The sequence below is a fragment of the Roseofilum acuticapitatum BLCC-M154 genome (assembly GCF_030068475.1).
GTDB classification, from domain to species: domain Bacteria; phylum Cyanobacteriota; class Cyanobacteriia; order Cyanobacteriales; family Desertifilaceae; genus Roseofilum; species Roseofilum acuticapitatum.
In genome coordinates this window covers 1-13052 of the sequence record NZ_JAQOSP010000117.1, presented here as the reverse complement: position 1 = coordinate 13052, position 13052 = coordinate 1, and the positions used below count along the sequence as shown (strand labels likewise).

General features: G+C 45.4%; 9 protein-coding genes. 7 read left to right on the top strand and 2 right to left on the bottom strand.

Going from position 1 to position 13052, the window contains the following annotated elements:
* Nucleotides 1-109 precede the first annotated feature (109 nt).
* Nucleotides 110-2437, bottom strand: a complete 2328-nt coding sequence (locus tag PMG71_RS19185) for a diguanylate cyclase domain-containing protein (protein ID WP_283755333.1) — start codon at nt 2435-2437, stop codon at nt 110-112.
* A gap of 263 nt (nt 2438-2700) precedes the next feature.
* Here PMG71_RS19185 and PMG71_RS19180 point away from each other — a divergent pair, with 263 nt between their 5' ends.
* From PMG71_RS19180 to PMG71_RS19160, 5 genes are all read left to right on the top strand, one after another.
* Nucleotides 2701-4257 carry a CheR family methyltransferase gene (locus tag PMG71_RS19180; protein WP_283755332.1) on the top strand — a complete coding sequence of 519 codons (1557 nt, stop codon included), beginning with the start codon at nt 2701-2703 and terminating at the stop codon, nt 4255-4257.
* 17 nt (nt 4258-4274) lie between these two features.
* Nucleotides 4275-5360, top strand: coding sequence for a chemotaxis protein CheW (locus PMG71_RS19175; RefSeq protein ID WP_283755331.1), 1086 nt, complete (start codon nt 4275-4277; stop codon nt 5358-5360).
* A 25-nt stretch (nt 5361-5385) separates the two neighbouring features.
* On the top strand, nt 5386-6837 hold the full coding sequence (locus PMG71_RS19170; RefSeq protein WP_283755330.1) for a methyl-accepting chemotaxis protein: 1452 nt from the start codon (nt 5386-5388) through the stop codon (nt 6835-6837).
* A 138-nt stretch (nt 6838-6975) separates the two neighbouring features.
* Nucleotides 6976-7191 (top strand): hypothetical protein, encoded by a 216-nt coding sequence (locus tag PMG71_RS19165; RefSeq protein ID WP_283755329.1) that lies wholly within the window; start codon nt 6976-6978, stop codon nt 7189-7191.
* Between the two features lie 2 nt (nt 7192-7193).
* A complete protein-coding gene (locus PMG71_RS19160) occupies nt 7194-9548 on the top strand; it encodes an ATP-dependent helicase (RefSeq protein WP_283755328.1) in 2355 nt (784 codons plus the stop codon).
* Nucleotides 9549-9659: 111 nt separating this feature from the next.
* Here the strand turns inward: PMG71_RS19160 and PMG71_RS19155 are convergent, their stop codons facing one another.
* Complete coding sequence (locus PMG71_RS19155) at nt 9660-10658, bottom strand: aspartate carbamoyltransferase catalytic subunit (protein ID WP_283755327.1); 999 nt, start codon at nt 10656-10658, stop codon at nt 9660-9662.
* Between the two features lie 110 nt (nt 10659-10768).
* On the opposite strand from PMG71_RS19155, the gene PMG71_RS19150 reads away from it, so the two are divergent.
* Both PMG71_RS19150 and PMG71_RS19145 read left to right on the top strand, forming a co-directional pair.
* Complete coding sequence (locus PMG71_RS19150; protein WP_283755326.1) at nt 10769-11272, top strand: GerMN domain-containing protein; 504 nt, start codon at nt 10769-10771, stop codon at nt 11270-11272.
* Between the two features lie 44 nt (nt 11273-11316).
* Entirely contained in the window at nt 11317-12615 is a 1299-nt protein-coding gene (locus PMG71_RS19145; protein WP_283755325.1) for a homoserine dehydrogenase, read from the top strand.
* Nucleotides 12616-13052 lie beyond the last annotated feature (437 nt).

The window sequence follows — 13052 nt, the reverse complement described above, 5'->3', positions numbered from 1 at the left end:
GCGAAGCGGAAATACCCTAATTAAAAATCCAGGGAGCAAGATGCTCCCACTCCAGTCAGATCAAAGAATTCGAGGAGTGCGGGCATCTTGCCCGCTTCTTAACAAATTTTCATGTCCGCTTGCGGAAACCGGACTTGATATTAATTGTTAATTGATTCGCATAAACCCACTGATTCCGTCCCTGAGCTTTTGCCTGATATAGGGCTTCATCGGCAGATTTGAGTAACCCTAATGGCTCCATTTCTCGACAGGGAATACTGGTAGCAATTCCTAGACTCAAGGTCACCACTGAGCTGGCACTGGAATTATGATGTAAAATTTGAAGTGCTTGCACCTGTTTTTGAATTGCCTGGGCCATGGAGATTGCTCCTGATGCTGGAGTATTGGGCAGCATCACCACAAATTCTTCGCCCCCATAGCGTGCCACTAAATCCGCAGGGCGTTTAACCACTTTCTTAAGGGTTATCGCAACTTGTTTGAGACAATCATCTCCGGCTTGATGGCCATAAGTATCGTTATAACGCTTAAAGAAATCAATATCACACAAAATTAAAGAAAGGGGTTGCTTTTCTCTGGTTAATCGCTGCCATTCTTGGTGAAGGGATTGATCGAAATGACGACGATTAGCCAGTTGAGTTAATCCATCACTGGTGGCTAAACCATAGAGTTCTTGATTGGCTTTCTCCAGTTGTTGATAGAGAAACGATTGATCGATGGCGATCGCCACTTGGGCGGCCAATTGTTTAAGCAAATCAATATCTAATTGTTTCCAATGTTTGTGATGAGCAATTTTTCCTAGAGATATATCGCATTCATGCACAATTAAGAGTCCCCAAAGATAATGGGATTTCTGAGCTTCATCCTCTAGATGGCAGAAGGAAAAAGGCCGATCGTTATGATTCGGTAAGGCGGTTAAAATAATGGGGACACTCAGTTGTGCTTGGACTTGAAAAGCTTTCAATAATTGGCAATAGGAAAAATCCAAACCCGCTTTAGAGATATCTTCAATGACTTGAATCTTACCTTGACAATAGTGTTTTAACGATTCCGGAGAACCCGTCCGTAAATCACTCATTTTCCAGCCTAACATTGAGGCGATCCCTAAACGGCAAGATTCGGCCATAACGACACCGCTAGTATCGGAATTAAAGCGATAAATGATGGCTCGATCGCTATTTAAGATTAACCGCACTTCAGAGACTGTAGTCTCTAGAATCTCTTGTAAATTTAGGCTTTGACGGATTTTTTGAGTAATGATCCGCATCAATTTTTCTCGTTCTGCCTGCTTGGTTAAGGCTAAATCGACAAGTTTTTGAGCCGTAATATCACTATAGCTTAAGATGTTGCCATATCCCTTGAGAGCCATAGGATAGACATCGAGTTGTAACCAAGTCATTTCCCCAGAGCTACTTAAAATACCGGCTTCATAATGTTGATTTTTTTGCCTGTCATATTCTGCTTCAGAAAAAAAGATAACTTGCTCAAAGGTTTCACAAGACCATTGCTCAATTTTATCTTTAGGAACACCTAAAATTGTTTCAGCAGCAGGATTAATTTCTAAAAATTTCCCCTGTTCATCTGTGAAAACAATGCCAATGGGGAGGAGATCAAAGAGGGTTTTATATTTTTGCTCACTGTGGGCAATCTCTTGAATGAGGATAAAACCAAAAGGGATGGATTCAGGGCTGATCCCTGGCCAAAAAGAGCCTTGATAGAGGCGATCGCCAACTGGCCATGTTTGTGGTCTATCTTGTTCCTTGGCTTTGACTAAGCATTGGATCAAGGGATCAAATTCATCAGAGTTATCCCCGGTTTGCCAAAGTTCACCCATGCGTAAGACTTCTTGGCAATTACGATCTAAGATTACAATTGCCACATGGGGCAACTGGGTCAAAACCGAAGATAATAGGGGTTTGATGCCGGACAACAAACTTTCAAGGGGATCGGCAAAATCGACGCAGGGATAAACAGTTGTGGTAAATCCTTGGAGCATACTTTCAGAGTGAAGCCCATTATCGGCATTTACTCGATCGACAGTGAGTAATCGCACTTGAGTTTGTACCCATTGGATTTGTCCTGTGCGGTTGAGAATACGATAACGGAGTTTGAGGATAGATAGACTTTGCTGGGAGAGACGAGTAAGCTGCTGTTCAAAACTTGCCCGGTCTTGAGGATGAATCAAATCGAGCCAAAAATGAGGATTATCCTCAAATTTATTGAGGGGATAATGGGTGATTGCTTCAATCTGTGAACCGATCTCTTGCAGATGCAGGGTGACGGGATGAGCTAACCACAAAACTCCCTCAATCCAGTCTAGGGGAGGGCTATTGGAGTTAAAAGGAATCGGGATTGACTCCAAGTCAAGAGCGATAGAGGGACTAGGAGGGGGGGAGGAATGGGAGGGTGGGGGATTTTTTCTGGTTTCACGATCGGTCATGTTAGAAGAGGAGACAACAACAACAAGTCATACAATGGGATTTAAGGGAATATTTGTACTATAGTGTCTGCAATTATCAGATGTGGCGATTGTCAAGTAAACTTCATGAAGGGTTGCATGAGAGGGCAGGATTGACCCTAGGGAAGGGTGAGAGATTCGTCAAGGATCAGATCTAGATTTTAAGAGGTATCAACTGTACAACCGGGTGATGCTATCTTAAGAGGAAGTATGGATCGAGGCTAAGGGGGAAAACTTAGAGTCTGATGATAAATGTGTTCCTGGCAGAGCAATTGATTCAGTTGATTAACCAGAAGACGGGATTGGCGATCCGTGATAAAGATCGCGAGCGGTTATTTGAGAAAATTATTGACCGGACTCGGTGTTTGCGGATGCCTTCAGTTGAGGATTATTATCGATTGTTGGTGACTCGAAGCGATCGCGGCGATCGAGAGTGGGAGACTCTGATTGATATCCTGACCACGGGAGAAAGTTATTTTTTTCGGGATCAAGGACAAATTCAGCTCCTGCGTAACCGTTTACTCCCAGAGTTGATTCATAAGCAACGGTATCAGGATCGGGGTCGAGGAGGCGATCGCCCCAGTTTGAATATTTGGAGTGCTGGATGTTCTACAGGAGAGGAAGTTTATTCTTTAGCCATTTTGCTCATGGAGTTGCTCCCAGACTGGAGAAATTGGGATCTTCGGGTTCTGGGAACCGATATCAATGCTCTGGCGATCGCTAAAGCCAAAACTGGACTCTACAATGATTGGTCATTTCGCTTGGTGGAACCCAGATTAAAAAATTCCTACTTTCAAGCTCAAAAAGGATACTGGAAAATTAATCCAGATGTACAAAAAATAGTTGACTTTCAAACCCATAACCTGATTCTAGATTCTATCCCCAAACACAAGGGTCAAACCATACCATTTGATTTAATCATTTGTCGTAATGTGTTTATCTACTTGACCAAAGAAGCCATTGATATTTGTTTAGAGAAATTCTGTCATGCCCTAAAAGATAATACTTATTTAATTACCAGCCACACCGAACTCTATGGCCATAACTTAAATTGCCTTCAAGTTAAAGTTCTTCCCGAATCAATTATTTATCAAAAGAAATGCTCTTTTGTCGAAGAAAAAAATCTTTATCCTCAAAAAAAAGAGTCCTCTTTCAATTCTTATTTACCCCATCCAAAGGTTTTTCCCTTGCCCTTTCCTCCGGCTCAAAAAAACCAGAGTTTACCCTCTAATCCTTCCGTAAAACCTTATCCCCTAAAATCCTATGCTTCAAAATCTCCTGTCATCCATAATTTACCCTCGAATAAAAATCAGAAAAGCCAAGAACTAGAACATCTATTTAATCAAAAAGATTATACAAGTATAATCAAAAAATCCCAGGTCTACTTACAGGAGAATCCCAAGGACTTTACGACTTTACTCTCTATGGCTAAGTCCTATGCTAACTTAGGTCAATTAGATCTGGCTATTCAGTATGCTAATGAATCTTTATCCGTTAGCTCTTTTGCCATCGATCCTTATTATTTACTAGCCCAAATTTCCGAAGAAAAAGGTGAATTGGAGCAAGCCAAATTATACTTGAAACGGATCGTTTATCTAGAACCGAATTTAATCCCTGCTTACTTAGATTTGGCTTCACTCTACGCCCAACAGGGAAATAAAATACAAGCCCGCAAGTTTTGGAATATTGCTCTAGACTTATTACAAAAACATCCCCAAGATGCTAAAATAACAGCATCAAAAGACTATTCTAATGAAGAATTGTTGATGTTTATTAAGAAGTGCTTAAAAGAACTTCAATAAAGTTCAGAATGGTGAGTATGGAAAAACAACCGTTTATTACCTTTAGCCTGAACGGTTCACCCTACGCAATAGATGCTCTCTATGTAGAAGAAATTTTCTTCTTGCCGGAGTTAACCCCAGTCACTGAAGTTGCACGAGATATTGCTGGAGTTCTCAATCTCAGGGGTGAAATTATTCCCGTTATGGATCTTGAGTGTAGGCTCGGATACGCAGTTCAGGAATACAAAGTCAGTGATAGTGTAATCATCTTACGTTATGAAGATATACGCATGGGCATTATTGTTAATCAAGTCCATGAAGTGCAGATGATTGATGTATCACAGATCTCGACTCAGTTTTCCCAGAGACGACTCAACCGTACTCTGGGAAAACAAAAATCCCTTCATTTACTCTCCATTGCTCCTTGTCTATGGGGACTCGCTCAAGTCGATCAAGACATTATCATGGTTTTAAATGCTGAAGCCTTGATTCAACCGGTTGAAAATATTGATCTAACCTCAGTTGATTCAGAGCTTCAAGAAGAAGCAACCGAGACTGAAAATGAGCCTATGTATACCCTGAATCGGTCTCTCTTTTGCCCCCATGCCAACGAAAAAGAGCGAGCAATTTTTCGCTCTAGGGCGAAAAATTTAAGAGATACTATAGCTCATGAAGATCTAAAAGGCTTAATGCCAATTGCTGTCATTGGCTTAAATGAAGAGTATTTTGGTATAGATTTAGAATTGGTGCGGGAATTTACGCCTATTGAACGAGTCACCCCCATTCCTTGCTGTCCTAGGCATATTGTGGGCAATATTAATCTCCGAGGTGAAATTGTTACCTTAGTGAATATTGGTTCTGTTTTAAATCTAAACTACAATCGGGTTCCTGTGCGAGCAGTAGTCGTTTCTACTGAAGGGTTAGTGGTTGGTGTCGTTGTCGATGAAGTCTTTGATGTCATCTACTTATCCAAATCGCAAATTAAACCGATTCCCACAGCAGTGCATGTAGTCGATGAAGAATATCTCAGAGGAACCGTTCCCTACGAGAACAAAATGATGGGATTGCTCGATCTGAAAAAAATTTTGAGTCAATCAGAATTAAGAGTGAATGAAGCTAGTTAATGATATTTTTGAGGAGAAGATCTAGATGTTTTCTAATTTAAAACTGAGAGAAAGACTGCTGTTTAGCTATGCTATTCCTATTGGGTTTACGGCATTAGTTTCAGGCTGGGTTTATGTGACTGCACAGCAAGTTTTTCAGACGTTTCAAACGGTGGAGCGCGTTCAAAAAAATATTATAGATATTGGAGATTTAAGCTTAAATGGACAGGGAATGATTCGCAGTAGTCGAGGATATCTAGCGGTTCAAAATCCCCAATTTTTGCAAGAATATCAACAATATTCTCGTCAGTTTGATGCGGTGGCTATGGATTTAAAGGCTTTGGTAGAAGATCCAGAACAAGAAGTGCGATTAAATGAGATGATCGATCTGAAAAATCAATATCAACAGTTTTCAGATCAGACTCATACTTTAACGAGTCAAGGAAAAAGGAATGAAGCCATTGCTTTATTTAATTCGGGTCAGGGAACAGAGTTTGTAACGGTATTCGATCAGTTGGCCAATCAATTTTCGGCGATTGAAGAAAATTTGCTGAAAGTGGAAACTGAAAATGCAACGGATGCGCTGAATACGTTGATTTGGGTGATTTCTTTAGGAACGGTTTGTTTAATTGTGGCGACAGCTTCTTTGGCTTTGTGGATTGCTGGGGGATTGGCTAAGGTGATTAATCAATCAACTGAAGAAATAGCTTCTTCTTCTTCAGAAATTGCGGCTACGGTGGAGCAGCAAGAGCGCACAGCGACTCAACAAGCTTCTTCGGTGAATGAAACGACGACTACGATGGATGAATTGGGGGCTTCTTCGCGCCAGGTTTCGGAGCAAGCGGAAGCGTCAGTATCGGCGGCTCAACAGGCGTTGGCGTTGGCCCAAGGGGGAAGTCAGGCAGTGGATAATACTCTGCAAGGGATGGAGGATTTACGGGAAAAGGTGAGTGCGATCGCCCAACAAATTGTTTTGCTCAGTGAACAAACGGGACAAATTGGTAATATTTCCGCTTTGGTGAGCGATCTAGCTAATCAAACGAATATGTTAGCTCTTAATGCCGCAGTCGAGGCAGTACGGGCGGGAGAACATGGTAAAGGCTTTGCTGTGGTCGCCAGTGAAATCCGAAAATTAGCGGATCAAAGTCGCAAATCTGCCGATAAAATTAATGCCTTAGTCATGGATATTCAAGGCTCGATTAATTCAACGGTGATGGTGACGGAAGAAGGAACAAAAACGGTAACGACGGGGGTAGATATTGCCCAAAAAACGGCTCAAGCCTTTAGTGGAGTGGCTGAAGCGATTAATGATGTGGTGTTGAATAACCAGCAAATTTCCTTAAATATCAAACAGCAGGCGATCGCCATTCAACAAGTGGTAGAAGCGATGAATGCCATTAACCAAGGAGCCAAAGAAACCGCCACCAGCATCTCCCAAACCCGCATCGGTACACAAAAACTCAACGAAGCCTCCTTAAGCTTAAAAAGCATTATTTAGGAGGATTTCACACTCCTAGGTGAGTGATCTGCATCAACTCAAATCTTGATGAACATCACACTCTGTTCCGATAGTTATCACCCTAATCCTCTTAATTCTCTCTGATACTAAAAATAGGATGAGTTCTAATCCCTAATTATGATTCAACTACGCCTACTCCCCTTTGCCATTCCCGAACTCTTCGCCCAAGCCAGCACGACGCGAACCCTTACCCAAGCTGACTGTTATGGACTCTTAGCTGCTGTCCTCGAAGATTCTCTCGTTGATGAAGAACGCGCTGCTATCGACCGGTTACTGCACGCTGTACACAAAGGCCGTATCCATCCAGTTAAGGAAATTTCCGTTATCCTTTGATAATGACTGATTTACTCTTAACCCCACTCTTAGAAACCGGATTAAACACGATCCGCAGCCAGTTACGAGAAGGACAGCGACAAATGGCCGACTGGCAGGGCGGAGAGTTGGCGGTTTCGGCTGTGCCGGGATCGGGTAAATCTACGGGGATGGCGGGTGCAGCCGCGATCGCCATTGCCCAAAATCGTCTCCATATCCGTCATCAATTGGTGGTTGTCACCTTTACCCGTTCAGCAGCCGCAAGTCTGAAGGGCAAAATTCGCCGCCATCTGCAAACCCTGGGTTTACCCTCCACTGGCTTTGTAGTGCATACGCTCCATGGGTTAGCTCTACAAATTGCTACCCGCCACCCAGAGTTATCAACCCTCAGTTTAGACGCGCTCACCCTGATTTCCCCCAATCGATCGCACCAATTGCTGCGCCAAAGTGTGGAATATTGGGCCAATAGCCATCCCGGACTCTACCAGAGACTATTAGAAGGCAACCAGTCCGACGGAGAAGAAACGGAACGGTTGCGCCGTCAAGGGGTGCTACGGACTGAGGTTTTACCTTACTTAGCCTATACTGCGATCCATGAAGCCAAAAGCTCTGGTTTATTGCCCTCAGATCTGTTGGAATTGGCGCAAATTCAGGAGAGCCAAAACCCAGGATATGACTACCCCATCTTACGCATTGCTGCTGGACTGTATGAAACCTATCAACGGCAACTGCGATCGCGCTCTTTAATTGATTATGATGACATGATCCTCGGAGCCTTGCGGGTTCTGGAAGATGTGGGCGCAAGACGCTTATGGCAAAACCAGGTCTTTGCCGTGTTTGAAGATGAAGCCCAAGACTCTAGTCCCCTACAAGCAAAATTGCTAGAGATTTTAGCCCAAGAGGATGGTGCTTTTGTAGCAGGGGGTTTGAAACCCGCCCCTACCAGGGAAAAGGGGGATAAACCCAGCATCAACCTGATGCGCGTGGGAGATCCGAACCAAGCCATTAACTCCACCTTTACACCAGCCGATCCGATTTATTTTCGGCAATTTTGCGATCGCCTGCGAACCCAAAACCAACTGATCGCCCTAGACTGTGCTGGGCGCTCTAGTCCCATCATTCTCGACGCTGCTAACTTCATGTTGCAATGGGTTAATCGGCATCTTCAACACAAAAATCAATCCGCCCCCTTACCCTTCAGCGTGCAACTCATTAAACCCGTACCCCCAGAAGACCCCCAACCCGACGCAAACCCAGCCCCTGAAGGCAAAGGTTTAGAACTCTATACGCCCCGCGATATCTTTCAAAGTGTAGAATGGATCGGCGATCGCATTCATACCCTATTTACCCAAGACCCCTACCACAGTGCCGCCGTCCTCGTCCGTACCAACGATCAAGGACGATTTGTCGCCCATCAACTGCGAGAACTTTACGGAAGCAAAATTAACCTCTTTGAAGTCGCAGAAAGCGATCGCCACTCCCACGTCCCCGCCGAAATCCTCAACCTCCTCAACTTCCTCCAACGTCCCCATTCCCCCGACGCACTCAAAGCCGCCCTCACCGTCCTCGTCAACCGTCGCCTCATTCCTCCCCAAGACCTCAACGCCCTCTCTGCCTTACCCGAAATCTTCCTCTATCCCGGCCCCCTCGACCCCCCCGGAGACGAAATCAGCAAAAGCGCCCGGCGCACCTGTCGCGGTCTCCTGCGGGCCCAGTTAGACCTCCCTCCTCACCAGCTCATTCCCTTTCTCGGTCTCACCCTACGCTATAGCCAAAACGAACTCGCCACTGCCGATAAACTAGCAGAACGACTCGCCCAGCAAACCCTAGGCGAGTCATCCCTATCCGCTCTGTTGAGAGTTCTCACTGAAATTGTCCAATCAGAACGATTTGAGCCAGTGGAAGTAGATACCGCCGATGATTCCCCTTATATGCGGCCCAACCAGCTTACCATTATTACCATGCACAAAGCTAAGGGATTAGATTGGGATTATGTCTTTTTGCCCTTCTTGCACCAAAACATGATTCCTGGCAGTTTCTGGACTCCTCCCCAAACCCGATTTTTAGGAGAATTTAGTTTAGCAGAAGTTGCTCGCGCCCAAATTCGCGCTTATTTGCATGGTGAACCCATTCCAGAGGGAAACCAAGCTTGGATCGAGGCCGAACAGCTCAAAACCGCCGAAGAATATCGCTTACTCTATGTCGCCATGACTCGCGCCAAACGGCTCTTATGGATGTCTGCTGCCAACAAAGCGCCATTTACTTGGAGTAAGTTTAATGTCAATCGCCAAATGAGCCTCCAAAGTCAACCCGTCTGTCCTGTTTTTCCTGCCCTAAAGCGTCAATTTCCTGACTCGGTGATGTCCATTAAAAATTAAAAGCATCATCAAAGAAACTGATTAAGAGCTTTAACCAATTGATGTACGGTTGGAATTGCACCATATCTACCTTTGATATAGTCACTTTCAAAAGCAGCATCATTGGGAACTTTACTTTCCGCCTCCCATTAAATACAGTAGGGCCATTCTGACGGCGACTCCACTACTGACTTGTTGAGAAATGAGGCTAAATTGGGGATCGTCCATGAGATCGGAGCTAATTTCCACTCCTCGGTTGACGGGGCCGGGATGGAGAACTTTAACACCGGGTTTGCAGAGTTTGAGGCGATCGCGGGTAATCCCAAATCGATGATGGTATTCCCTGGCACTAGGGAGTAAATGTTGGGTCATGCGCTCTTTTTGTAAGCGCAGAGTCATGACAAAATCTGCATCTTGTAAGGCGGGTTCTACTGACCAATGGACAAAAATTTTTCCGGGTCGTTCTTGGGACTCAGAAGAAACATATTGGGCAAAGTATGGGGGTAATAAGGTTGGCGGTGCAGCGAGGTGAACTTCGCATTGAGTGGCGGTTAAACTCCAGAGATTGGAACGGGCGACCCTGGAGTGAACAATATCGCCAACAATGGCAATTTTTTTACCAGCAAGTAACTCTAAACGGGGAGCTTGGGGATCGAGGAGGAAGCAGAGGGTAAAGAGATCGAGCAAAGCTTGGGAGGGGTGTTCGTGTTGACCATCCCCCGCATTGAGAACGCCGACATTGGCATTGAGGCGATCGAGTTCGGCGGCGATCGCCTGGGGAACTCCTGATTCTTTATGGCGAATGACCATAATATCGGTTCCCATGGCTAAATAGGTTTTGGCGGTATCTAAAATGGTTTCTCCCTTAGATAGGGAGGAGGAACCGGGGGTAAAATTGAGGGTATCGGCGGATAAGCGTTTAGCGGCTAACTCGAAACTGCTGCGGGTGCGGGTGGAGGGTTCAAAGAAGAGGTTAGTGACGACTCGTCCCTGAAGTGTGGGCAGTTTTTTGGCTTTTTTAGTGGGTCGAGAAAGGACATCGGAAAAACTAGCGGCGGTCTGTAAAACGGTGTTGTAATCTTCTGGAGTGAATTCAGCTAAGGACAGGATATGGGGGTGCGTAAAGGACATGGGGAGAAATGGGTAATCGGTAAACTGCCATAGCTACTCTACAGGAAATTAGGCGGATCGAATCTAGGTTTTGATGAAGGGTTTGAAGTGTAACTCATTACTCCCCGATCATGACCTTAAACTATTACCAAGCGATCGCCCCTCTAGGTGTGGCGATCGCCCTGAGTCTGACTGGATGCACCTCCACCCATCCCACGGAAGCCACTGCTCCCCCTATAACCCTGCCTGAACTTGCCCAAATCCCTGATGCTCCTCCGGTGGAGACGATCGCGGTAACCACATACCAGCTCGATCTCTTCTGTGAAACCTTTGTTAAAAAGGAGATTAAAGTACCCGAACAAAATGCCCTACAAGCAACGATCCATCAGCTCATAGAAGAGGGGACAACGGCTGATTTTGCGATCGCCGGTTATCGCTTACAACCCAGCCCAGCAAACAATAGTCTCACCATTGATTTTCGCCTCTCTCCCCAATCTGAGCGTCAGTTTGTCTCCCTCTCCACTTGCGAAAGAATGGCGCTCTTGGGTAGCTTAGAGCAAACCTTAACCGAGTCTTCCCAGTGGAATATCCAAGAGGTAAAATTTACCGATCGCGGTGAACCGATTGGGTTTTAATGGTAAACTTTTAAGAATAATCCATTGTTTTTAAGATTGGTACTGTGGCATATAACATTGGCTTGCTAGGCTTAGGAACCGTAGGAGCAGGAACGGTTGATATTTTATTGAACCCGGAAGGACGGCATCCCCTCTTAGGTGACCTAAATCTGTATCGGGTTGGTGTTCGAGATTTGAATAAACCGAGAGCGGTAAAAGTGCCCGATAATTTACTGACGACCGATCTCCAAGCCATTGTTACTGATGAAGCCGTGGATATTGTGGTGGAATTAATCGGCGGTTTGGAACCGGCGCGATCGCTCATTCTTCAGGCGATCGCCCATGGTAAGCATGTAGTCACCGCCAACAAAGCTGTAATTTCCCGCTATGGAGATGAAATTTATGATGCTGCCAATGCCCAGGGCGTATATGTGATGCTCGAAGCGGCTGTAGGTGGTGGAATTCCAGTGATTAATCCCCTCAAACAAGCCTTGGGCGTGAACCGAATTCAATCCGTCACTGGTATCATTAACGGCACAACCAACTATATTTTGTCCCGGATGCAGCAGGAAGGCTCAGACTTTGGAGAAGTTCTTGCCGATGCCCAAAGTTTAGGCTATGCAGAAGCCGATCCGACAGCAGATGTCGATGGCTTAGATGCAGCCGATAAAATCGCCATTTTAGCCGCTCTCGCCTTTGGCGGTCGAGTCAAACGGGAGCAAGTCTATTGTGAAGGCATTCGCTCCATCAATGCAGCCGATATTAGTTATGCTGAAAAACTCGGATTTCGGATTAAACTCTTGGCGATCGCCCGTCGAGACCCCTCCCCAGATGCGATCGATCATCTCCAAATTCGCGTCCATCCCACCCTCCTCCCCCACACCCATCCCCTAGCCAGCGTTAACGGCGTATTTAACGCCATCTTAGTCGAAGGTGACCCCATCGGCCCGGTGATGTTCTACGGCCAAGGAGCAGGAGCTGGCCCCACCGCCAGCGCAGTAACCTCCGATATCATCAATATTGCCGCCATCCTCAAAACCGAAAGCGAACCCATTCCCCACCCCCTGCTCAGTTGCACCCATCAGCACTATTGCACCCTCACCCCCGTTGAAGAGCTAGAAAGTCGGTTTTATATCCGTTTAATTGCCAAAGATCGTCCCAAAGTCATCGGTCATCTAGGGATGATTTTCGGCGATCAGGGGGTGAGTTTAGAGTCAGTCGTGCAAATTGGATTTCGGGATGATTTAGCGGAGATTGTCATTGTCACCCATGAAACCCGTGAAGGCAATTTCAGACAAGCGTTAGCCGAAGTCCAGGGTTTAGAGGCGATCGACTCTGTTCCCAGTGTCATCCGGGTATTATGAATATCCGACTATGTTCATCTAATTCAACTAAAATAGGGCAATAGGTTTTCGGGAGTGCGTAGCGTAGCGTGTCGCTAGGACAAACGTCTCGCTCCCTAGAAAGAACAAGCGAGCAAGATGCTCGCACTCCTGGCTTTGCCTCATTTTAGAGAGGTCACGGGACTAGGGTGGGTAAGAGAATCAACTCAATTAATACTCTTCATCCTTATAGCAGTTTGCTCTGCTATGCGGTACACTTTGATCCCCCTTTCATGTCCGCTTGCGGAAAATCCCCCTTAAAAAAGGGGGACTTTCTTATTCCCCCCTTATTAAGCAGGGGGTTTTCATTTTCACAAATTATACCACAACAAAAGCAAAATCTTTGCTTCTCAAAACCGTTTTTTTGGCCCGGTTCAATTCTCTGTCAGCCAAGAATCTCCTGAACCCCAACTTTTTCT